This window comes from Cytobacillus sp. T106 (genome assembly GCF_040492155.1).
In the GTDB taxonomy this organism is placed as follows: domain Bacteria; phylum Bacillota; class Bacilli; order Bacillales; family Cytobacillaceae; genus Bacillus_AB; species Bacillus_AB infantis.
Genome location: NZ_JBEUMK010000001.1, coordinates 366,638 through 388,822 on the forward strand (window position 1 = coordinate 366,638; position 22,185 = coordinate 388,822).

Here is a 22,185-nt window from a genome sequence, read left to right on the forward strand (position 1 = left end):
GAAACATCCGCTCTGTTGTGCGCTATTTTTTCATGCCTGAAACGGAGGGCTGCAGGCGGTAAAAGGATGGAGGGGAAGACTGCTTGCTGACAGATAAAGTACATGGATATATAGAGGGACTGATTCCTGAACGGCCGGGACTTTTCCTTGAGATGGAGGAGTATGCAAAAGATAATGGTGTACCCATCATGGAGCTGCCGGGGATAGAAGCGCTTCTCCAGCTGCTCAGGATTCAAAAGCCGAAGCAAATACTTGAAGTTGGTGCAGCAATAGGATACTCTGCTCTCCGGATGTCGTTCGCGATCCCTGATGCACATATTGTGACAATTGAAAGGGATGAAGAGCGGATTGAATCGGCCCGCGGATATATCAGGGCTGCAGACCGGGAAGACCAGATCACCCTGCTTGAGGGTGACGCCCTTGAGCTCGAGGGAGAAACATTAAAATATGGTCCTTACGATGCGGTATTCATCGATGCGGCAAAAGGCCAGTATAAAAAATTCTTTGAGATCTATGCGCGTCAGCTATCAGATGGCGGCTTGATCATAACGGACAATGTCCTGTTTAAAGGGCTAGTCTGTGAAAGTGAGATCGAGAATAAGCGCATTCGCAGTCTTGTGAAGAAAATCAGCGAGTTCAACGCATGGCTGATGAACCATCCGGATTATGATACTGTCATTCTTCCGGTCGGCGACGGCGTTGCAATCAGTAAAAAGAGGTGACCATAATGAAAAAACCTGAATTGCTTGTTACTCCAACAGGTACAGAAGATATCATCCCGCTTGCGGAAGCTGGGGCAGACGCTTTTGTAGTTGGCGAGCAGAGATACGGCCTGAGGCTGGCCGGCGAATTCAGCAGGGAACAAGTAGCAGAAGCAATCACATTGGCCCATTCAAAAGGCAAAAAAGTGTATGTGGCTATGAACGCCATTTTCCATAATGAAACAGTGGACGAGCTTGGCGATTATATCCGTTTTGTGCAGGAATCAGGGGCAGACGCGGTTATTTTCGGCGATCCGGCTGTATTGATGGCAGCACGTGAGGCAGCACCTGACATGAAGCTGCACTGGAATACAGAAACAACAGCCACAAACTGGTATACATGCAACTACTGGGGAAGAAAAGGTGCCAAGCGCTCTGTGCTTGCCCGTGAAATCAATATGGATTCGATTATTGAAATCAAGGAAAACGCAGAAGTTGAAATCGAGGTCCAGGTTCACGGCATGACTGCCATGTTCCAATCTAAGCGCTCCCTTCTCGGGAACTATTATGAATACCAGGGAAAAGCGATGAAGGTCGAAAACCGGGCGAAAGAGCAGAATATGTTCCTTCATGATAAAGAACGGGAAAATAAATATCCGATTTTTGAAGACGCAAACGGGACCCATATCATGAGCCCTAATGATATCTGCATTATTGATGAGCTCCAGGAAATGGTCGAGGCCGGTGTGGATTCATTCAAGATTGACGGTATCTTAAAATCTGCAGATTATATCCTGGAAATCACAAAGCTCTACCGCAAAGCAATCGATTTGTGCACAGAAAGTCCGGAAGAATACGAAGAAGTGAAAGATGACCTGCTGAACGCGGCGGAAGAAATCCAGCCTGACAGCAGGCCGCTGGATACAGGCTTCTTCTTTAAAGAAACCGTATATTAATTCAAAACTATTAAGCCTATTTTGACTTATAATCAGGAGGTTTTATCGTGAACGCAATTAAAGATAATATCTCGCAAATAGTGGACGGCAAAAGGGTAATCGTCAAAAAGCCTGAGCTTCTTGCTCCGGCCGGAAACCTGGAAAAGCTGAAAATTGCCGTACACTATGGCGCAGATGCCGTTTTCATCGGCGGCCAGGAGTATGGGCTCCGGTCAAATGCCGGCAATTTTACATTTGAGGAAATGAAGGAAGGCGTAGAGTTCGCGAAGAGCTATGGTGCAAAAATTTACGTAACGACCAATATCTTTGCCCATAACGAAAATATTGACGGGCTTGAGGACTATCTTCTCGGCCTCAAGGAAGCGGGAGTGGCTGGAATTATCGTAGCTGATCCCCTTATCATTGAAACCTGCCGCAGGGTTGCCCCTGAAATCGAGGTTCACCTGAGCACCCAGCAGTCACTTTCAAATTGGAAGGCCGTTCAGTTCTGGAAGGAAGAAGGGCTTGAGCGGGTTGTGCTTGCAAGGGAAACTAGTGCCGAAGAAATCCGTGAAATGAAGGAAAAAGTGGATATTGAAATTGAAACATTCATCCATGGCGCAATGTGCATCGCCTATTCAGGCCGCTGTACGCTGAGCAACCACATGACAGCAAGGGACTCCAACCGTGGAGGCTGCTGCCAGTCATGCCGCTGGGATTATGATTTGTACAAGCTGGAAGACTCTGAGGAAGTGCCGTTATTCCAGGAACAGGATGCACCTTTTGCCATGAGCCCTAAGGATCTGAAGCTGATAGAATCGATACCGCGCATGATTGAATTGGGCATCGACAGCCTCAAGATTGAAGGCCGCATGAAGTCGATCCATTATGTGGCTACAGTTGTCAGTGTTTATCGCAAGGTTATTGATGCTTATTGTGCGGATCCCGATAATTTTGTGATCAGGCAGGAATGGCTGGAGGAATTGGAAAAGTGTGCGAACAGGGAAACGGCGCCTGCCTTCTTTGAAGGGGTTCCAGGGTATAAAGAGCAGATGTTTGGAAATCATAGCAAAAAGACGACCAATGATTTTGCCGGCCTGGTCCTTGGATATGATGAAGAAACGCAAATCGTCACACTTCAGCAGCGCAATAAATTTGCACCGGGGCAGGAAGTGGAATTTTTCGGCCCGGAAATCGAGAACTTTACACAGGTGGTCGATAAAATCTGGGATGAAAAAGGCAACGAGCTTGACGCTGCCCGCCATCCGCTGCAAATCGTCCAGTTTAAACTGGACAAGCCGGTATACCCTAACAACATGATGCGGAAGGAGTTTTAACATAATGAATCGCAAACCTGTTGTTATTGGTGTTGCCGGCGGATCCGGCTCTGGAAAGACAAGTGTCACAAAAGCGATTTATGAAAGCTTTAAGGGTCATTCGATCTTAATGCTTGAGCAGGATTATTATTATAAAGATCAGACCCATCTTCCCTTTGAAGAAAGGCTGAAAACAAATTATGATCATCCGCTTGCATTTGATAACGACCTTCTGATTGAGCATATCGAAAAGCTGCAGAGCTATGAACCCATTGAGAAGCCTGTCTATGATTATGCCATGCATACAAGGTCCACTGACGTCATCCATGTGGAGCCAAAGGATGTCATCATCCTAGAAGGCATACTTGTACTGGAGGATGAAAGGCTCCGCAGCCTTATGGATATGAAGCTTTTTGTGGATACCGATGCAGATTTGCGCATCATCAGGCGCCTTTTCAGGGATATTAAGGAACGGGGCAGATCAATGGATTCAGTCATTGAGCAATACGTCAATGTTGTACGCCCGATGCACAACCAATTCATCGAGCCGACGAAGAGATACGCAGATATCATCATCCCGGAGGGCGGCCATAACCACGTGGCCATTGACCTGATGGTAACAAAAATTCATACAATTCTTGAACAAAAGTCATTTTTATGAAACAATAGCATAGAAAAAATGTTAAGATAAGTCTAATGAACAGAAAGCATGCGCGCCCTTTGTCAAAAGGACGCGCTCCTGTGCATTTGCGAATAAAGCAGATGCTTACATACTTACCAATGCACAATCTAAATGGGGGTTGTGATTCTAGAAGGAGTGAAGGATATTGGCTACAGAAAAAGTATTCCCAATGACACAGGCTGGAAAAGAAAAGCTTGAGCAGGAACTGGAGCATTTAAAAACAGTAAAGCGTAAAGATGTTGTAGAGCGTATCAAAATCGCCCGCAGCTTCGGCGATCTCTCCGAGAACTCTGAATATGATTCAGCGAAAGAAGAGCAGGCATTTGTAGAAGGGCGCATCACTACCCTTGAAAATATGATCCGCAATGCAAAGATCATCGAAGAGGATGAGGCAAGCGGCGATACAGTGACACTAGGACGCTCTGTTACATTTGTTGAACTTCCGGATGGAGAAGAAGAATCTTACACAATCGTCGGAAGTGCAGAGGCAGATCCGTTTGAAGGAAAGATTTCCAATGATTCTCCAATCGCAAAAAGCCTGATGGGCAAAAGGGTCGGGGATGAAGTGACAGTTCAGACACCGGGCGGGGATATGAGCGTCCGCATTACAAGCATTAAATAAGGAACCAGTCTTTTTCATAAATATGGTTTGAAATGGGCACACCTCGTCAACACTTTTGACGAGGTGTTTTTTATGTGGAAAAAAAGGGCCATCATTGTCATAAGTATATTCATGCTGGGGATTGTTCTGCTGATCGGGCGGCTCATCCAGATCCAGCTTGTTTCAGCAGAACACTTTTCTGCTCATAATATCAATCTTCTGGATGCAAGCGTCAGGCAGCGTTCCCAGGAGATGGTAATCAACAGCGGGAGAGGCTCTTTCCTGGACAGGAATGGCGAGCCCCTGACTCATCAAGAAATACCTGTACTGGTTTTATTTCCATTTTTGAAAAATATGGATTGGGATTCGCAAAAGGTCGCCTCCATCACAGGCATATCGGAAACTGCCCTTTTATATAGCATCAAAGGAGCAAAAGAGCCGTTTGCCTATGGCAAGCCGAAGCCTCTTGAATTGACCGATGTACAAGCTGAACAAATCAATTCACTTAAGATACCTGGTGTATTTGCTGTTGAAAAAAAATACAGCCTAGCCAATAATCTGGCAGAACAGCTGATCGGCATCACCGGACAGAATAAAGAAGCGGTGCAAAAGCGCTATCCCGGCAAAAACCTTCCTGAAGATACCGTGATCGGCGTTTCCGGTCTTGAAGAAAGCTTTGATGAGTTTCTGATGCCCGATGGCGAATCCAAACTTGTCTACCATGTGGATGCGGCAGGAGGCCCGCTGTTTGGGATAAACGTCAAATATGTCGAGCCTGCAAATCCTTTTTATCCTGTCAACATCAAAACCACTCTGGATGCGGCCCTTCAGGAGGAAGCAGAACGGCTGGCAGATGTGCATGGAATCCAGAATGGGGGGATGGTTTTGTTGGATATAGAGAATAATACCGTCCTTGCCATGGTGTCCAGGCCGCAGATCAATAAAACGGCCCCTTATAAAGACGGGGGCCTGGTGAATGCAATGATCAAACAGCAGATTATCGGATCCGTTTTTAAAACGGTGGTGGCAGCTGCAGCCATTGATTATAACCTGGACAGCCCGGAAAGGCAGTTTGACTGCAGCCGGAAAATCAATGGCCAGCCGGACACGATTTACCAGCATGGAATGCTAAATTTTACAGACAGCTTTGCCAGGAGCTGCAATAATACATTTGCAACCATTGCCAAGGAACTGAAAGAGATAGATCCTGCCATACTGGAGGACTATGCCGGAAAGCTGTCTCTTACAGGAAAGTCAGGCTGGGAAGGGGATATCTATCACTTCACTGATTTCCATCAGCTCGCGCGGGAGGATGAAGGCCGGGTATTTTACTCAGAGGATGCCAAGAAGGACAGCAATTTTGTCGCCTTGACCGGCATCGGACAGCATGAAGTGAGGGCCACTCCGCTTGGGGTGGCGAATATGATGGCCACCATTGCCAAAGGCGGAAAAAAAGAAAGCATCCGTGTTGCCTCTGAAATTGAATATAAAAATGAAACCTCGCTGCTGAAATTTCCGTCCAAAGATTTAGGGGGCGGCAAAATATCCCCTTATACGGCTATGAAACTGCAGAAGCTTTTGAGAGAAGTTGTTGTCAATGAAGAAGGAACCGGAAGATGGTTCAAAGAGCTTCCATATTCAGTGGCCGGCAAATCAGGAACTGCGGAGACAGGACAGTTCGATGATGGAGAGCAGCTGCATAATAAATGGTTTGCGGGATACTTCCCTTACGAAAAACCCAAATACGCCCTTGTCGCAGTCAATCTTGGAGTCAAAGAGAACGAAGGGGGAGTCAATCCGCTTTTTGCGGATATGGTTAAAGCTGTCCATGGGTTTGATGAAGAAATGGAATAGAAGAAGCCCGCAGCCGGCAAGTTTTTCTAACATCAAATTCCTTCATGTTTTGCCGGCACTCATGGTAGAATGTTGACAACCATATATATGGGGAGGAGAAAAACACGTGAATGGCAATTTCGAAGAATCAAACGGGTCATCCCGCTCAGGGAAAAGGGCTAAAAGAAGAAAAACCAATATTATTCTAAATACGCTGATCGGGGTTGTGCTCTTATTGATCATTATTGTATCTGCCGCGATATTCCTGGGCGGCAATGATGATGAAGCAGCCGAGCAGGCACCGGCGTCTGAAAAAGCCGATCCAGAAAATAATGATAAGAATAATGATAATAATACATCTGATGAAACAGCAGGCCAGGAAGAAGAAGCAGACCAGGCTGAAGATTCCGCCCAGGATGGCGGAGATGCTGAAAATGCAGATGAGGATAATGGAGAAGAAGCGGAAGAAGACCAGGATATTGAGGAAGATGCAGAGGTCACCGACGGCGGCAGTGCTCCTGATGTCGAAAAGACCATTGTTAATCCTTCATGGCAGCCGGTCGGCACTTCCCAGACAGGCGAGCACACAGCCGTCTATGAAGGCGTGGACTGGAATGAGATGGTCCAGGCCATCACCTATGCCACTGGAATACCTGAGAGCAATATGACCATCTGGTTCTTAGGAAATAACGGCCCCAATCAATCGGTCGGTACCGTCTCCACCAAAGACCAGCAGGAAAAATACCGTGTCTATATTGAATGGGTGGACGGACAAGGATGGAAGCCTGTTAAAATGGAGGAGCTGAACAGCATCCAATAAAGTAAGGCTCTTTTCTTAAACTTTGTTGTTTTCCATTAATGCTTACCATGAAATATCATGATAAGAAAAGAGCTGCTCTCTTTACAAAGAGAAAGTCTTTTTCCGAAAGCAGCAATCTAACGAAAAAAGCCTAAAGGAAAAACCGGCCCGCCGGGTGATCTGTATAAACAGATTGCCGGGGGGCCGGTTTTTATTTATGTTTAGATTTAAAGAGAACGACGGCAGAAAAGTAAGTCCTTCCGTTCTCATCCACATGCATTTGATGGGAGACATGGTGGACAGTCAGCAGGATCGCTTTGTTTACTTCAATCTGATCGTTTATTTTCTTCTCCAGGTCCTTTAATTTCTCCGCCTCAAAAAATTCAACCTTATCTTCAATCATATCAAATTGAAAGTTCATGAGAATCTTCCCTTCTTGCTTTGTCACCCTTATTTTACAGGAAGTTCCGCAGATTTTGTACAGGCCGGCCCAGATTTGGGACAGGATTGTGCAGAAAGTTCCTGGATGATTTCTGTTGAATAAAAAAATAGTCTGTGATAAATTGAGAACAAGTCACTTTTTAATTCATAGTATACTTATAGGATTTATGAGTATACAAAAACAGGAGTGAAAAAAATGGGGAAAGAATTTATTGAGCTGTTTGAGCAATGGGCGGATTCATACGATGACAGTGTGACCGGACATGATCTTGAATATAAAGAGGTTTTCAGAAATTATGAAGGGATCCTGGATGCAGTAGCCGGCCGCGCATCGGGTCATGTACTGGAGTTCGGCCCGGGGACTGGCAACCTGACGGCAAAGCTCCTGGAAAAAGGGCTCCGGGTAACTGGTGCTGAGCCTTCTCCTGCCATGAGGAAGATTGCGAGGGAAAAGCTTGGGGAGCAGGCGTCTATCGTAGAGGGAGATTTTCTATCCTATCCTGATCAGGGTCCGGTCAATACGATTGTGTCTACTTATGCTTTCCATCATTTGACCGATGCAGAAAAGAACGAAGCGGTTGCATCATATAGCCACCTGCTTGCGATAGGTGGTAAAATAGTTTTTGCGGATACAATGTATGAGTCTGAAGAAGCCTATAAGAAAGCGATATCAGATGCAGAAGACCAAGGCTTCCACAATCTTGCAGAGGATCTGCAGCGTGAATACTACACAACCATCCCGGTCCTTAGAGGGATATTGGAACAGAATGGTTTTAAGGCAAGTTTTTCCCGCTGCAATGACTTTGTCTGGCTGATGGAAGGTGAAAAAATTTAAGAAAGAGGTTCTATCATGAAAATAGCAATCATTGGAGCAATGGAAGAAGAAGTGACTCTATTAAGGGAAAATATTTCAGAGGCAGCAGCAGAAACGATTGCCGGCTGTGAATTCACTTCAGGAAAAATGGATGGAGCCGAGGTTATCCTCCTTCGCTCCGGGATCGGCAAAGTAAATGCGGCAATGTCCAGTGCCATTCTTCTCGAACGCTTCAAGCCCGACTATATTATCAATACAGGATCAGCCGGGGGCTTCAATCCTGAGCTTAATGTCGGAGATGTGGTCATTTCCACGGAAGTCCGCCACCATGATGTCGATGTTACGGCGTTCGGCTACGAATACGGACAGGTGCCCCAGCTGCCTGCAGCATTCGAGGCAGATCAGGATCTTATCAGGATTGCCGAGGACTGTGCCAGGGAAATCAGCGATATACAAACTGTAAGGGGCCTGATTGCAACTGGCGATTCCTTCATGAGTGATCATGAGCGTGTCGAGGCAATAAGGACAAAATTTACGGATCTGCAGGCTGTAGAAATGGAGGCAGCAGCAATCGCACAGGTTTCATACCAATTTGGAACTCCATTTGTGGTCATCCGGTCTTTATCAGATATAGCGGGGAAAGAATCTGATGTTTCATTCGATCAGTTCCTGGAGAAAGCGGCCCTGCATTCAGCAAATCTCGTTATGAAAATCGTTTCTTCGCTTAAAGAGAAAGCATAAGGAAGGCGAAAAAAGGGAGAGAGCCTCTTTGAAAGTTTTTAAAAGTGTCCATGAGCTTATTGGAAATACACCGATCATAGAGCTTCAGCATTTCGAAGTGCCTGAAGGAGTCAGGCTGTTTGCCAAGCTGGAGTTCATGAATCCCGGAGGCAGTGTGAAGGACCGTCTCGGGATGGAGCTTCTGAATGAAGCGTTTGAAAGCGGCAAGCTGAAAAAAGGCGGTACGGTAGTTGAGCCTACAGCAGGAAATACCGGGATTGGCCTTGCTCTGGCAGCCCTGAATAAAGGCATTAGCGTGAAAGTAATCGTACCTGAGAAATTCAGCCTGGAAAAGCAGGACTTGATGCGGGCTTTGGGAGCGGAGGTTATCAATACTCCGACTGAGCTTGGAATGAAAGGCGCAATCGCAAAGGCTGATGAACTATTGAAGGAAATTCCGGGCTCCTACTGTCCAAGGCAGTTCGGCAATCCGGCCAACCCTGAAACCTACTATAAGACGCTTGGCCCCGAAATTTGGGAGCAGATGGCCGGAAACGTTGATGTGTTTGTGGCAGGAGCAGGCACTGGCGGAACTTTCATGGGAACGGCAAGATACTTAAGGGAACAAAATCCTGATATCAAAACCGTCATTGTGGAGCCCGAGGGATCTATTTTGAATGGCGGAGAATCAGGGCCGCATAAAACGGAGGGCATCGGCATGGAATTTTTGCCGGATTATATGGATGAAGCCTATTTCAGCAGCATCCATACTGTCCTTGATGCAGATGCGTTCAGGCTTGTGAAGGAGGCTGCAGAAAAAGAAGGTCTCCTGGTCGGGAGCTCTTCAGGCGCCGCCCTCCATGCAGCGCTGGCTGAAGCGAAGGAAGCAGCACCGGGGACGAATATCATCATGATATTCCCTGACAGCAGTGAACGCTATTTGAGCAAGAAGATTTACGAAGGAGGCATTTAATATGAAAAGAAAAACAAAACTCATACACGGCGGGATTGCAGGAGACCCGCATACTGGGGCCGTCAATATCCCAATATATCAGGTCAGCACATATAAGCAGGAAGGTGTCGGGGGACATAAGGGCTTTGAATATTCCAGGACAGGAAACCCGACAAGGCATGCGCTTGAAGAGCTGATCAAGGACCTTGAAGGAGGCGAGGCAGGATTTGCCTTCGGTTCCGGCATGGCAGCCATTACAGCCGTTATGATGCTGTTCGACAGCGGTGACCATGTCATCATGACAGATGACGTATACGGAGGCACCTACCGCGTTATGTCCAAAGTACTTAACCGTTTTGGGATAGAGTCATCATTTGTAGATACAAGCAATCTTGACAACATTGAAGCTGAAATTAAGCCCAATACAAAGGCTGTCTATCTTGAGACGCCGACAAACCCTCTTCTTAAAATCACAGACATTGAAGGGGCTGCAGCAGCTGCAAAGAAGCATGGCCTGCTGACTATCGTCGATAATACATTCTCAACTCCATACTGGCAGACACCGATCAGTCTTGGGGCGGATATTGTCCTTCACAGCGCCACCAAATATATCGGAGGCCACAGTGACGTAGTAGCCGGCCTCGTAGTCGTGAACAGCAGCAAGCTGGCAGAGGATCTTCATTTTGTCCAGAACTCCACAGGAGGGGTGCTTGGCCCGCAGGACAGCTGGCTGCTGATGCGCGGAATCAAGACACTTGGGGTGCGCATGGAAGAAACAGAAGAAAACACAAAAGCAATTGTTGAATTCCTGCAGAACCACCCTGCTGTAAGCAAGGTTTACTATCCTGGCATTGAATCGCATCCAAACCATGAAGTGGCCAAAAAACAGGCACAGGGCTTTGGCGGAATGGTCTCATTTGATGTCGGCAGCGAAGAGAATGCTGACAGGCTCCTCAGCAAGGTAAAGTACTTCACCCTGGCAGAGAGCCTTGGAGCAGTTGAAAGCCTGATCTCAGTGCCGGCCAGGATGACGCATGCATCCATCCCAGCGGAGCGCCGTGCTGAACTCGGCATAACAGACGGGCTTGTACGTATTTCTGTCGGACTTGAAGATAGTGAAGACCTGATTGAAGACTTGAAAAACGCACTGGAAAAGTAAAACAGCGGAGAGCCTGAATAGGGCTCTCCTTTTATATCAGAAAGTAATTTAACAGATATTTACATCGAATAGCTGCCATAATTATGTTAAGGTAGATGCATAGCTTAGAAAAGTAGGTGAACGCATTGAAGACACATGCAAAACAGCTTTATCAGAAAATGGTAGATTATAAGAGGTTTGCAATTGCTTTACTGGCAGTCGGCGCGTTTTTCTATTTGGGTGTGATCATTCCGCAGGAAGCGAAGGAAGCTTCCAGCCTTAATATCATGGCTGCTGCTTCAATGGTGTTTCTGCTTGGTTCTATATATTTCTTCTCAGTTTCCAGAAAGCTGCGGAGCAAGCTCAGCGAGATGGATGAAGGCGAAGAATTTCTGATGAAAAAATAAAGATTTATAGATAGCAGGGTTCGGGGTGATATACTCCGAGCCCTTTTACTTTTTATAAAGCTTATCCTGATACTTCCCAATGCTATTCCGCTTTTTTACAGCTGCCTGATAAGAAAAAAATAAAAATTAAAAAAAAGGCAGATTTTAGGTTTACAAAAGGATTAAAAGTGGATATACTTACCAATGTAAGCGAATATTTCTGGAAAAAGGAGGCTGAACGAAATGATCAATGTAATTGTAATGAAGTCAAAAACAACTAAATTTAACACGTATTCAGCCTTAAAGGAATGGAACGCTTAATTTCAATGCATAGCATAAATTAGCATATCCGTGCCGCATGGTGAATCGTGCCCTGCGGCTTTTTATGTCTATTTGAAGGCCGCAGGGGATAATCCTCTGCGGCCTTTTTGCGTGCCCGCAGGATATGACAAGGGAGGTGAGACATTATGACACTTAATATTCTATTTTTATCCATTACGATCAGAAAGCGAACGATGACTGCAGAAGAAATTATGATGCAGGAGCAAGCCAAAAAGATCCATGACCAAAACAAAGATCGCCAATATTCAATCTACCGTCCATTTTAATCTTTAATGAAAAAATACTTCGCGAAAGGTGGAATTTTAGATGATTTATTTAATGCAGGGCCGTCAAGCAATCTTTTGGGTGGAGAAGGACTCCACCTAACTGTTCGGTTGGGAGGAATGAATGATGCTATTGAACGTATTGCTGCTGACATTGCATTTTCGGAAAAAGGCCGCTAAAAAACAAGGTTAACAAAACTTTCACAACAAGGGCGCTGTCATGATGCTTCCATATGGTAAATTCAAGTCAGGAAATAACAAACCAAGGGAGTGCTGACCATGTTCATGATTGTAATGGGATTGGTAGTCTGCTGTGCAGCCGGCCTGATCATCTCAGCCGAGGTAGGGGCGGAGTGACAGAAAAGAAGCACAAGCGGGACTGGGGGGATAACCCAGGGACCTGCTTGTGCTTTTTTTTGAGCAGCGAATTGGGAATTGTGAGCCGGGATCACAATTTTGCTTTATTCCGGAAATAGCGGTTCCAGCGGAGTGAGGTAGGACCACTATTCTGCTTCATCCGGGAAAAATCCCCGCTTAAGCTTATTTCTCACTCTCCGGACGCTTCCACAGATAAAACGTCAAGCCGGCAGTCGCTGCCAGCAGGAAGAGCCCCCTTGCCGAAATCCCTTCAAAGATAAACTCCGCTGCGGTTGATAATAAGACTATAATAAGAACCAATAAAATGATTAATTTTTGCGGTGACATAACTTAACCTCTTTCATATCATGTCCTTATATTTTATAGAGAATAAGCTGTTTTGTCTAATGCTGTACAGCTGGCCGGGCAGCACTGCCCGGCATGATTGTTTGGAAAAATATATGTGGGACAGACAAAACATGGCTTACGCTTTCATAGGAATTAGTTATAGGCAATAGTCCTAGAAAGCGGGGGTGCATTTATGTCAGGAATTGCAACAGCACTTGGCTATTTGGTAAAGGAGATTGTTTTCCTTGTCTCTTATGTAAAAAACAATGCTTTTCCCCAGCCGCTCTCAGCTGCCGACGAGAGGAAGTATCTGCGGCTCATGGCGGAAGGCGATGCCCATGCACGCAATATGCTGATTGAACATAATCTGCGGCTTGTGGCGCATATTGTGAAAAAATTTGAAAACACGGGAGAGGATTCAGAAGATCTCATTTCTATAGGCACCATCGGTCTGATCAAGGCGATCGAAAGCTATTCGGAAGGGAAAGGCACAAAGCTTGCAACCTATGCCGCACGCTGTATCGAAAATGAAATCCTCATGCATCTCAGGGCCCTTAAGAAAACAAAGAAGGATGTTTCTCTCCATGATCCGATCGGCCAGGATAAAGAAGGAAATGAAATCTCCCTGATTGATGTGCTGAAGTCTGAGTCGGAGGATGTTATTAACACGATTCAGCTGAATATGGAACTGGAGAAGGTTAAGGAGTATATTGATGTGCTGGATGACCGGGAGAAAGAAGTCATCATCGGCAGATTCGGGCTTGATTTAAAGAAAGAAAAGACCCAGAGGGAAATTGCCAAGGAGCTCGGGATATCGAGGAGCTATGTATCCAGGATTGAGAAGCGGGCGCTCATGAAAATGTTCCACGAATTTTACCGGGCAGAAAAAGAGAAAAGAAAAAGCGGGGATAAATAATCCCTGCTTAACAGGAAGGGCACTGGAGATAGTGCTCTTCTTTATTTAATTCTTCCGTTCTTCAGCAGCTGGTTCCAATGTTCTCCGGAATCCGCAGATTCGTATATATCATATAAATAGGTGGAAAACGAGATGGTGCCGGCTTTCTTATAATTGGCAGCAATATAAGTAATCGGGTTGTCATAACTCAGAAAAGGGATATCAAGCCCCTCAGTTTCCAAACTGGCAAGGTCAAGGCTTTTTAAAAGGATTTTTTCATTTTCTACTGAAGAATAGATCAGACGGTCCTCCGTAAATGCCAGTGCAGTTGTCATGACAGGATCTGAGACTCTTTGGACCGTCTTTCCGAAATCATTGGACAGGAAGATTCCTGAGCGGGTAGACATGGCCATCATGCCTTCCTTTGAAGGGTGGACAGCTATCATTCCTAGAGTATCAGACTCCATTCCTTCCAATTCCACCGGCTCCCAGTTCTCTCCTTTATCAGTGGAACGGAAAACACCGGCACCAAGCTCTGATTCAGGCTCCTGGCTTATGATATACAGGGTCTCTCCGCTGAAGCCTGCGGCCACGAAGTAAAACTGGTCTTTGCCGTAAAACTTGATTTGTGACAGGGTAGCTCCTTTATCATCGCTCTTGATAATGCCGAGCGGGCTTCTTAGTCCAGCTCCTTCTGCAGGCTTTCCGCTTGAGATAAATCCGTTTTCGACTGCCTGGAAGCCCGTATACATATGCTTGTTTTTATTTTGCTCAAACCATTGTCCGTCTTTATAGAACTTCAGGCCATCTTCTTCTGCTGTATAAAGCGCGTCATCATTACCAGGATAGCCAAGTCCATAAATATTGCTGATTTGCTGTTTTTCTGCCTTTTTAATGTCATAAGCTTCCTCTGTCACTTCCTGCTCCTGCTCCTTCTCCTGGCTGCTGTTTTGCTCCTCTTTTTCAGGGGTGCATCCAGTCAGCATGATGAGAATGGTGAAGGAAAACAGGAGAATTAATGCTATTCTCAGCTTCATTGTATCCACTCCAGCTATGTATAGTCAGCGCACAGGCTTCCCAATAAGCCTGTGCGCTGACAATATTATATCAGAAAAGACATAAAAGAGCCTAAAGATGCCATATGCTTGTCCATTTGAAAATCTGTACTTCTATAGGAAGGAGAAACTTTATGAGTGCCCAGTGCTTTTTTGCCGATCTGAGATGGTGATTTTTATTTTTCCGCATCCTCCGCAAAGAGAGCAGGTTTTCTTGAACAGCCTGCAAGCTGAAGACCGGCCTGTTCCTTTGCATCTCCGGCAGATGGAAATGATCTTCATGGAATACCCCCCGTTCCAGTGAGCTATAATGCAGGGTATTCACCCGGCCATGAATTGCTACAAATATGTGCTCTTTTTAGCGGAAACCGGCATGTTTGCCCAAACAGGGGCATTTGTACAGCATAAAATACATCAGAAAGTCTGAATATTTTCATCTGGAAGCTTAGTCTGAAGGGAGGTAAGGGAGCAGTGTATTATCCATATCCGTACTATCCGCCGCCTCCGCCAGTGCCTTATTACAGGGCAGGTGGCGCATGGTATGCGCTGATTGTCGTACTCCTGATCCTGCTGATCGTGTTCGGGGGATGGACCTATTATGGCAACTGCTAGCAGCGATGGGGAAGGTGGACCGGCCTTCCCTTATAATCATGCATATTGATAGAAATTTCGGAAAAATAAACCTATAATAGACTAGAATACATAAGGGGGGACTTGCAATGGCAACAGCTTTATATTCAGAAGTTTGGGATTTGGATGTTTTTTTCGAAGGGGGAAGCTCCTCCGGGGATTTTGCCGTACATATAGATCAGACAAAACAGCTGATCGATGAATTTATCGCATTGACAGAAGGCTGGCAGCCATCATCGGCAGAGCAGGATCAGCAGACGCTGCTGAATCTGATCGGGAAATTTGAAGGCACCACCAAGAAACTGCGCCAGGCAGGAGCCTTTGTAAGCTGCCTTGAAGCACAGAATATGGCTGACAGCAAAGCCAATGAGCTCCGTGCTGCAGTCACAGTACTAAGTGCAGGATTTCAAAATGCGCTGACTGATTTTGACGAGAAGCTGGCCGGTTTTTCTGACGAGGGCTGGAAGCAGCTCCTGCAGGCGGATGGATTGTCAGAGCTCGAGTTCGTCCTGACAGAGCGCCGGGAAAGGGCAGCCGAAAAGCTGTCCAAGCAGGAGGAATCCCTCATCAATGCACTCGGTATCGACGGGTATCACAGCTGGGGGCAGATGTATGATGTAATCGTCGGAAAAATCAGGATTCCTTTCAGTGATAAAGGGCAGGAACAGCTTTTGTCTGTCGGCCAGGCAGCCAATAAATTTTCAAGCCCGGAAAGAAGTGTCCGGAAGAATGTATTTAAAGAATGGGAAAATGCCTGGGACAAAGAACAGGATTATCTGGCAAAGACACTAAATCATCTTGCCGGCTTCAGGCTGAATGTTTACAAAATGCGCGGCTGGGACGATGTTCTGAAAGAGCCGCTTGAAATCAACAGGATGAAAAAAGAAACACTGGATGCAATGTGGGGAGTTATCTCCAAAAACAAACAGCCGCTGGTAAAATTCCTGAACCGCAAGGCAAGCCTGCTTGGGCTTGAAAAACTCAGCTGGTATGATCTTGATGCTCCGCTTGGTTCTACAGAGACTAAAGTGCCTTATCAGGAGGGAGCGGAATTCATTCTGGATCATTTCTCTAAATTTGGCGGGGAAATGACCTCATTCTCAAAAATGGCATTCGAAAATAAGTGGATCGAGGCTGAGGACCGTCCCGGCAAGCGTCCAGGAGGTTTCCATACTTACTTCCCTGAAAGCAGCCAGTCCAGAATTTTCATGACCTATTCCGGGACTCCTTCAAACGTGTCCACGCTTGCGCATGAACTGGGCCACGGCTTCCATACTTATGCCATGAAAGATCTGCATCCGCTTAACAGGAATTACAGCATGAATGTCGCGGAGACGGCTTCTACCTTTGCTGAAATGATCGTGGCTGACGCAGCGGTTAAAAATGCGGCAACAGAAGAGGAAAAGCTGGCCCTGCTGGAGGACAAAATCCAGCGTTCTGTGGCACTCCTGATGAATATCCATGCCCGTTTCCTTTTCGAAACAAGCTTTTACAATGAGCGCAAAAATGGCATGGTAAGCGGCAGGCGCCTTAATGAACTGATGCTCAATGCCCAAAAAGAAGCCTACGCCAATGCTCTGGATGAGTATCATCCGTCATTCTGGTCATCTAAGCTTCACTTCTATATTACCGGGGTTCCGTTTTATAATTTCCCTTATACATTCGGATATCTTTTCTCCCTTGGCATTTATGCTAATGCACTGGAGGAAGGCAAAGGGTATGAAGAAAAATATATCAGCCTGCTTAAAGATACAGCTTCCATGACAGTCGAGGATCTGGCGATGAAGCATTTGAATGCAGATTTGACTAAGCCTGATTTCTGGGAAAAAGCTGTAAAGCTGTGTATGGACGATGTAGAAGAATTCCTGAATCTGACTGAAAAGTGATAACAAAGAAAACCGCACATATTCTGTGCGGTTTTTTAAATACAATTTAGCTTTTACATTTTCCTCAGCCTGAATGGGCTGATCATCAGAAGGGAAAGGAGCATCATGAGGTATAAATAAAAATGCTGCGGAAAGTACGGGACAGCAAGAAAACTGAGTGTGGCCAGGCAGCCTGCCGCGGTAATTGGCAGCCCGGTAAAATAGCCGGTATTCTCTGAAATATTGAAGCGGGCCAGCCTGAAAGCACCGCATGCTATATAAAAGACGGTGAAAAAGGAGCCGGGAGCCCCGAAATCAAACAGAACAGATTGATAAATGAGTAACGCCGGTGCCACGCCAAATGATATAATATCACTCATGGAATCCAGCTGTTTGCCAAGCTCTGATTCAATATTCAGCTTTCTGGCCACCATGCCGTCAAAGCGGTCGGCAAGCGCAGCGATAAAAATGAGCAAAAGGCTGAGATTCAGGCTGCCCTTAAGGCTGTAAATGATGGCAAAACCGCCGAGCGAAAGATTGAGAAGTGTTAAAGAATTCGCTGTCTGGGTCTTTAATTTTTTGACCGTGCTGTCAAAAACCTCCAATAAGAACAATCTCTTCACTCCTTATAAGCCGGAAAGGATACAACTTATTTTCGATTTGTTATATAATAATATTTTATTTTAAGTCTTTTATGCATGTACGTAAAGAGCATTCTCAAACACTGGAGGCTGAAACCTTGATTCGTCCAATATATCGAATGTTCATTGAACTTACTAACGGCAAAGGAACCTCTGCACTTCTGCGCAGGTTTGCACGCTCGAAAAAGAGCCGCATCATGATTCGGCCATTTTCAAATGCCTATAATATTAATATGGAAGAAATGGACAGGTCCATCGACGAATATCCTACACTTCACGACTTCTTCATCCGGCAGCTGAAGGGAGGGCTGCGCCCGGCGGACGCAAGTCCGGCTGCTGCAAGCAGCCCGGTTGATGCAGTGATCGAAGATATTGGGATCATTCAGGATGACCACATGATCACCGTAAAAGGAAAGGTCTATTCCATTGAAGAAATGCTTGGCAATCAGGATGCCCTGGGGAAATACAGGAATGGTCATTATATGATTTTTTACTTAAGTCCGAGCCATTATCACCGCATTCACAGCCCGGTGACAGGGACTGTAGAAGGGCAATGGACCCTGGGCGGCAAATCCTATCCAGTCAATAAGCATGGACTGAAATATGGTAAAGCCCCCCTATCCAAAAATTATCGTACTGTTACCGAGGTAGCACACGCTTTTGGCCATCTGGCCATTGTTAAGGTTGGCGCGATGTTTGTCAATACTATTGAAGCGACACATAGAGGAGAACAGCTTGAAAAAGGAAAAGAAATGGCTTATTTCTCCTTTGGGTCGACCGTGGTCCTTCTATTTGAAGCAGGCACCTTCAAGCCTGCGGACAATCTTCAGCTTCCAGCGCATATCAAGGTCGGGGAAGCAATAGGGGAATTTGTGCAGCAGTGATTCCTGATATATAGAGCAAAGCAAAAGGGTGAGCCCTGGGCTCACCCTCTGTTCTTTCATGCTGTCTGAAATGTGTATGTATCATTGTTGTTTAAGAGGAAACCCTTATCTTATGTGTCAATGAACGCCTGTGGATTTCTGTTTCAATCAGGCGGATGAAGTCCGGGCTGAGGTTCAGCTCCCTGGCTTTAAAATAAGATTCAATCAGCAGTTCGTCCGACAGCTTGCGCATTTAAATCCGTACCTCCTGTCCGGTAAAATAACGGTTCTAAAAAGCATATTTATATACATATAATGTAAGATGTTTTGTTGTACCCTTACTCTATCAGAAATAAACGGCAGGAACAACCGTTCTGATTATCCACATAGACCGGTGGATAACCTGTGATTATTTTGTTTATAAAGGGGAAAATATTATATAAAACATAGTGGGTTTTGTGAATAAAGTTATCCACATGCTGGAAGCGCTTTGAATTTTGTCGAAAAATATTTAGTTGTTTTTTGGAATGGCCTTGTCATTGCTTCATGCTGATTTTGGCCTCATTCCTGTGAAACTCTGTTTCACACGCATTTCAGCACAGTTGAATATCCGGCTCAAATGAGCCCAAAATCAACAACAATGTTTAAGATAACCTTTGGAATAAAGACGAGCATCTATTTGCAGCCTGTTAGGCATCTTTTTAGAAATGGATCACTCTTTGCAAGATTTATTTTGAACTGGCGGTTAAAATTGGGTATGATGGATACATTGCAAAAATGGATGAAAATAATGAGGTGTTTTCAATGTTAAAGCATTTTTTGCCTGATCAGCATGTTAAGAATATATTTGAAATAACACCCGAAAACCTTAAGGCAAAGGGAGTAAAGGGGATCATCACTGACCTGGACAATACGCTTGTTGAGTGGGACAGGCCTCTTGCTACCCCGAAGCTAATCAAATGGTTTGAGGAAATGAAGCATCAGAATATTAAGGTGACAATTGTTTCGAATAATAAAGAAAACCGTGTAAAGGCCTTTTCTGAGCCCCTGGGCATTCCGTTCATCTTCCAGGCGCGCAAGCCGATGACAAGGGCATTTAACAGGGCCTTGGGTGAAATGGGCCTGAAAAAAGAAGAAACTGTTGTCATAGGTGACCAGCTGCTGACTGATGTTCTAGGCGGCAACAGGAGCGGGTTCCATACGATCCTTGTCGTCCCGGTTGCCCAGACGGACGGATTTGTAACAAGATTTAACCGCAAAGTCGAAAGGCGGATTCTAAATTGGTTCAGAAAAAAAGGCAAGATTCAATGGGAGGATTAATGCGTGAGTGAACAATATGTATGTATAGGCTGCGGAGTGAAGGTCCAGACAGAAAATCCCGAGGAGCTCGGCTACGCGCCAAAATCAGCTTTAGAGAAAGAGGCGATTGTCTGCCAGCGCTGTTTCCGCCTCAAGCATTATAATGAGGTCCAGGATGTCAGCTTAACTGATGATGATTTTCTTAAAATACTGAATGAAATCGGAAGAAGCGATGCTCTGATCGTCAAGATTGTCGATATCTTTGATTTCAATGGAAGCTGGCTTCCGGGGCTGCATCGTTTTACAGGGAACAACAAGGTTCTTTTGGTCGGCAATAAAGCAGATCTGCTTCCAAAATCAGTGAAGCGGAATAAACTGATCAACTGGATGAAGCAGGAGTCGAAAAATCTGGGGCTCCGGCCGGAAGATGTGTTCCTTGTCAGTGCTGCGAAAGGGCAGTCGATCCAGGAGGTGGCTTCTGCGATAGATGAGTACAGGGAAGGCAAGGACGTGTATGTAGTCGGCTGTACAAATGTCGGCAAATCAACCTTCATCAACCGGATCCTTAAGGAGGTAACAGGAGAAGGGGATATCATCACCACTTCTCATTTTCCAGGGACAACTTTGGATATTATCGAGATACCTTTAGAGGACGGCAAAGCTCTTGTTGATACACCGGGCATCATCAACCATCATCAGATGGCCCACTTTGTCGATAAGCGTGACTTTAAGGTGATTATGCCTAAGAAGGAAATCAAGCCAAAGGTATATCAGCTTAATGAAGGGCAGACCTTATTTTTTGGCGGCCTGGCGCGCTTTGATTTTATCAGCGGAAGCAGACAGGCATTCATTTGCCACGTATCCAACGAAATCAATATCCATCGCACAAAGCTTGAGAATGCAGATGAACTGTATGAGAAGCACGCAGGGGAAATGCTGACGCCGCCCCGCCCTGAACAGATGGATGAATTTCCTGAGCTTGTCAGGCATGAATTCACTGTCAAGGAAGGGAAAACCGATATTGTGATTTCTGGTCTGGGCTGGGTTACAGTGAGTGAGCCGGGAACGAAGGTTGCCGCTTATGTACCAAAAGGAGTGCAGGCGATGGTAAGGAAATCCCTGATTTAACAGAAAGGGGAGAGGGACTTGAAAAAGCTCTTTGCTGTAATCGGCGATCCGATTGGCCACTCAATGTCGCCGGCGATGCATAATGATCTGTTTGCTATATATGGACTGGATGCCTGCTATGTTCCGCTAAAAGTCAGACGGGAAGATTTAGGGGACGCAGTGAAGGGGCTCCGGGCAATCGGGGTTGCAGGGTTTAATGTCACTGTACCCCATAAAACAGAAATCATGCCATTCCTGGATGAAATCGATCAGCTGGCAGAGGCAATCGGGGCGGTGAATACTGTCCTTAATAAAGATGGGAAATTGATTGGGTACAACACGGATGGGGAGGGCTATGTAAGAGGCCTCGCTTCTGAGGTGCCTGATTTCAGCCGGAAAAAAATCCTGATTGCCGGAGCAGGCGGAGCGGCAAAGGCAATCTATTATACGCTCGCACAAAAAGGCGTTCAGGCAATAGATATCTGCAATCGGACAGCGGCAAAGGCGGAGGCTCTTGCGGATAAATGCCCCTTTCCTGTCAGAACGGATGCTTTAGGCTTTCAGCAGGCAGAAGAAAAACTGGCTGAGTATGATATCATCATCCAGACAACACCGATCGGCATGCTGCCCGACGTAAATGCATTGCCCTTTGGACTTTATAATCTGAAGGCCGGTGCTTTTGTCAGCGATATAATATATAACCCGCTTGAAACCAAATTTTTGCGGGAAGCTAAAAACAAAGGTGCATCCATCCAGAATGGCCTGAAAATGTTTGTCTGCCAGGGGGCATTGGCCTTTGAAAGGTGGACTGGAACCTTTCCGGATACAGACAGGATGGAAGCAGGCGTTATTACACAACTGGGAGGACAAACATGTTAACAGGAAAACAAAAAAGATTATTGCGCTCAAAAGCACATCACTTGAACCCGATTTTTCAGGTTGGAAAAGGCGGGGTGAACGAAAATATGATATCACAGATCGGGGAAGCGCTCGAGGCAAGGGAATTGCTGAAGGTAAGCATCCTGCAGAACTGTGATGAAGATAGAGACGAAGTGGCTGAGAAGCTCGTTAAAGGGACTAAAGCAGAGCTGGTGCAGATCATCGGCAATATGATCGTCCTTTATAAAGAATCAAAAGAAAACAAACAAATCCAGCTGCCATAATGAAGGCATGTTTGCAGCCAAGAGGCGGCAAAAGGAGGA

General features: G+C 45.8%; 26 protein-coding genes. 21 read left to right on the top strand and 5 right to left on the bottom strand.

Annotation, left to right across the window (positions count from 1 at the left end; all coding sequences use genetic code 11):
* Positions 1 to 83 precede the first annotated feature (83 nt).
* From ABU165_RS01770 to ABU165_RS01800, 7 genes are all read left to right on the top strand, one after another.
* On the top strand, positions 84 to 722 hold the full coding sequence (locus ABU165_RS01770) for an O-methyltransferase (protein WP_009791703.1): 639 nt from the start codon (positions 84 to 86) through the stop codon (positions 720 to 722).
* A 5-nt stretch (positions 723 to 727) separates the two neighbouring features.
* A complete protein-coding gene (locus ABU165_RS01775) occupies positions 728 to 1,657 on the top strand; it encodes a peptidase U32 family protein (protein ID WP_148949000.1) in 930 nt (309 codons plus the stop codon).
* Positions 1,658 to 1,704: 47 nt separating this feature from the next.
* Positions 1,705 to 2,973: a peptidase U32 family protein gene (locus tag ABU165_RS01780; RefSeq protein ID WP_318059560.1), complete on the top strand. Its 1,269-nt coding sequence runs from the start codon at positions 1,705 to 1,707 to the stop codon at positions 2,971 to 2,973.
* A 4-nt stretch (positions 2,974 to 2,977) separates the two neighbouring features.
* Complete coding sequence (gene udk / locus ABU165_RS01785) at positions 2,978 to 3,613, top strand: uridine kinase (RefSeq protein WP_009791706.1); 636 nt, start codon at positions 2,978 to 2,980, stop codon at positions 3,611 to 3,613.
* A 166-nt stretch (positions 3,614 to 3,779) separates the two neighbouring features.
* Positions 3,780 to 4,256, top strand: coding sequence for a transcription elongation factor GreA (gene greA / locus ABU165_RS01790; protein ID WP_009791707.1), 477 nt, complete (start codon positions 3,780 to 3,782; stop codon positions 4,254 to 4,256).
* A 72-nt stretch (positions 4,257 to 4,328) separates the two neighbouring features.
* Entirely contained in the window at positions 4,329 to 6,089 is a 1,761-nt protein-coding gene (locus tag ABU165_RS01795) for a peptidoglycan D,D-transpeptidase FtsI family protein (RefSeq protein ID WP_318059559.1), read from the top strand.
* A 106-nt stretch (positions 6,090 to 6,195) separates the two neighbouring features.
* Positions 6,196 to 6,888 carry a DUF1510 family protein gene (locus tag ABU165_RS01800; protein WP_311225513.1) on the top strand — a complete coding sequence of 231 codons (693 nt, stop codon included), beginning with the start codon at positions 6,196 to 6,198 and terminating at the stop codon, positions 6,886 to 6,888.
* Positions 6,889 to 7,078: 190 nt separating this feature from the next.
* Here ABU165_RS01800 and ABU165_RS01805 read toward each other — a convergent pair whose 3' ends face one another.
* Positions 7,079 to 7,288: a YrzA family protein gene (locus ABU165_RS01805; protein ID WP_009796258.1), complete on the bottom strand. Its 210-nt coding sequence runs from the start codon at positions 7,286 to 7,288 to the stop codon at positions 7,079 to 7,081.
* A gap of 216 nt (positions 7,289 to 7,504) precedes the next feature.
* Between ABU165_RS01805 and ABU165_RS01810 the strand changes: the two genes are divergently transcribed.
* The 6 genes from ABU165_RS01810 to ABU165_RS01835 all read left to right on the top strand — a co-directional run bounded on the left by ABU165_RS01810 (position 7,505) and on the right by ABU165_RS01835 (position 11,926).
* Positions 7,505 to 8,143: a class I SAM-dependent methyltransferase gene (locus ABU165_RS01810; RefSeq protein WP_318059558.1), complete on the top strand. Its 639-nt coding sequence runs from the start codon at positions 7,505 to 7,507 to the stop codon at positions 8,141 to 8,143.
* Between the two features lie 15 nt (positions 8,144 to 8,158).
* Positions 8,159 to 8,863: a 5'-methylthioadenosine/S-adenosylhomocysteine nucleosidase gene (gene mtnN / locus ABU165_RS01815; protein ID WP_009796256.1), complete on the top strand. Its 705-nt coding sequence runs from the start codon at positions 8,159 to 8,161 to the stop codon at positions 8,861 to 8,863.
* Between the two features lie 28 nt (positions 8,864 to 8,891).
* Positions 8,892 to 9,815: a PLP-dependent cysteine synthase family protein gene (locus ABU165_RS01820; protein WP_101550375.1), complete on the top strand. Its 924-nt coding sequence runs from the start codon at positions 8,892 to 8,894 to the stop codon at positions 9,813 to 9,815.
* A gap of 1 nt (position 9,816) precedes the next feature.
* Entirely contained in the window at positions 9,817 to 10,953 is a 1,137-nt protein-coding gene (locus ABU165_RS01825) for a bifunctional cystathionine gamma-lyase/homocysteine desulfhydrase (protein WP_009796254.1), read from the top strand.
* A 116-nt stretch (positions 10,954 to 11,069) separates the two neighbouring features.
* On the top strand, positions 11,070 to 11,339 hold the full coding sequence (locus ABU165_RS01830) for a YrhC family protein (RefSeq protein WP_262382929.1): 270 nt from the start codon (positions 11,070 to 11,072) through the stop codon (positions 11,337 to 11,339).
* A 446-nt stretch (positions 11,340 to 11,785) separates the two neighbouring features.
* Complete coding sequence (locus ABU165_RS01835; RefSeq protein WP_101550371.1) at positions 11,786 to 11,926, top strand: YrzI family small protein; 141 nt, start codon at positions 11,786 to 11,788, stop codon at positions 11,924 to 11,926.
* Positions 11,927 to 12,463: 537 nt separating this feature from the next.
* Here the strand turns inward: ABU165_RS01835 and ABU165_RS01840 are convergent.
* A complete protein-coding gene (locus ABU165_RS01840) occupies positions 12,464 to 12,628 on the bottom strand; it encodes a hypothetical protein (protein ID WP_318059557.1) in 165 nt (54 codons plus the stop codon).
* A gap of 193 nt (positions 12,629 to 12,821) precedes the next feature.
* Between ABU165_RS01840 and sigK the strand changes: the two genes are divergently transcribed.
* On the top strand, positions 12,822 to 13,544 hold the full coding sequence (sigK, locus tag ABU165_RS01845; RefSeq protein WP_009796248.1) for an RNA polymerase sporulation sigma factor SigK: 723 nt from the start codon (positions 12,822 to 12,824) through the stop codon (positions 13,542 to 13,544).
* Positions 13,545 to 13,585: 41 nt separating this feature from the next.
* Here the strand turns inward: sigK and ABU165_RS01850 are convergent, their stop codons facing one another.
* Complete coding sequence (locus ABU165_RS01850) at positions 13,586 to 14,560, bottom strand: F510_1955 family glycosylhydrolase (protein ID WP_318059556.1); 975 nt, start codon at positions 14,558 to 14,560, stop codon at positions 13,586 to 13,588.
* Between the two features lie 489 nt (positions 14,561 to 15,049).
* Here ABU165_RS01850 and ABU165_RS01855 point away from each other — a divergent pair, with 489 nt between their 5' ends.
* The gene (locus ABU165_RS01855; protein ID WP_009796244.1) at positions 15,050 to 15,190 is read left to right on the top strand and encodes a hypothetical protein; all 141 of its coding nucleotides are present in this window, start codon (positions 15,050 to 15,052) and stop codon (positions 15,188 to 15,190) included.
* Positions 15,191 to 15,297: 107 nt separating this feature from the next.
* Positions 15,298 to 17,094: a M3 family oligoendopeptidase gene (locus tag ABU165_RS01860; protein ID WP_318059555.1), complete on the top strand. Its 1,797-nt coding sequence runs from the start codon at positions 15,298 to 15,300 to the stop codon at positions 17,092 to 17,094.
* A gap of 53 nt (positions 17,095 to 17,147) precedes the next feature.
* Here ABU165_RS01860 and pssA read toward each other — a convergent pair whose 3' ends face one another.
* Entirely contained in the window at positions 17,148 to 17,687 is a 540-nt protein-coding gene (pssA, locus tag ABU165_RS01865; protein ID WP_318059554.1) for a CDP-diacylglycerol--serine O-phosphatidyltransferase, read from the bottom strand.
* A gap of 125 nt (positions 17,688 to 17,812) precedes the next feature.
* Between pssA and ABU165_RS01870 the strand changes: the two genes are divergently transcribed.
* Positions 17,813 to 18,598, top strand: a complete 786-nt coding sequence (locus ABU165_RS01870; RefSeq protein ID WP_035403641.1) for a phosphatidylserine decarboxylase — start codon at positions 17,813 to 17,815, stop codon at positions 18,596 to 18,598.
* Between the two features lie 91 nt (positions 18,599 to 18,689).
* Here the strand turns inward: ABU165_RS01870 and ABU165_RS01875 are convergent, their stop codons facing one another.
* Positions 18,690 to 18,830: a sporulation histidine kinase inhibitor Sda gene (locus ABU165_RS01875; protein WP_009796240.1), complete on the bottom strand. Its 141-nt coding sequence runs from the start codon at positions 18,828 to 18,830 to the stop codon at positions 18,690 to 18,692.
* A gap of 551 nt (positions 18,831 to 19,381) precedes the next feature.
* Here ABU165_RS01875 and ABU165_RS01880 point away from each other — a divergent pair.
* From ABU165_RS01880 to yhbY, 4 genes are read left to right on the top strand one after another with little or no spacing between them, the layout of a single operon-like run.
* Positions 19,382 to 19,897 carry a YqeG family HAD IIIA-type phosphatase gene (locus ABU165_RS01880; RefSeq protein ID WP_248137431.1) on the top strand — a complete coding sequence of 172 codons (516 nt, stop codon included), beginning with the start codon at positions 19,382 to 19,384 and terminating at the stop codon, positions 19,895 to 19,897.
* A 3-nt stretch (positions 19,898 to 19,900) separates the two neighbouring features.
* Complete coding sequence (gene yqeH / locus ABU165_RS01885) at positions 19,901 to 21,004, top strand: ribosome biogenesis GTPase YqeH (RefSeq protein WP_009796237.1); 1,104 nt, start codon at positions 19,901 to 19,903, stop codon at positions 21,002 to 21,004.
* An 18-nt stretch (positions 21,005 to 21,022) separates the two neighbouring features.
* The gene (gene aroE / locus ABU165_RS01890; RefSeq protein ID WP_318059553.1) at positions 21,023 to 21,862 is read left to right on the top strand and encodes a shikimate dehydrogenase; all 840 of its coding nucleotides are present in this window, start codon (positions 21,023 to 21,025) and stop codon (positions 21,860 to 21,862) included.
* The gene (gene yhbY, locus ABU165_RS01895) at positions 21,856 to 22,146 is read left to right on the top strand and encodes a ribosome assembly RNA-binding protein YhbY (RefSeq protein ID WP_009796235.1); all 291 of its coding nucleotides are present in this window, start codon (positions 21,856 to 21,858) and stop codon (positions 22,144 to 22,146) included. The genes aroE and yhbY overlap by 7 nt, the downstream gene beginning before the upstream one ends.
* Positions 22,147 to 22,185: the final 39 nt, after the last annotated feature.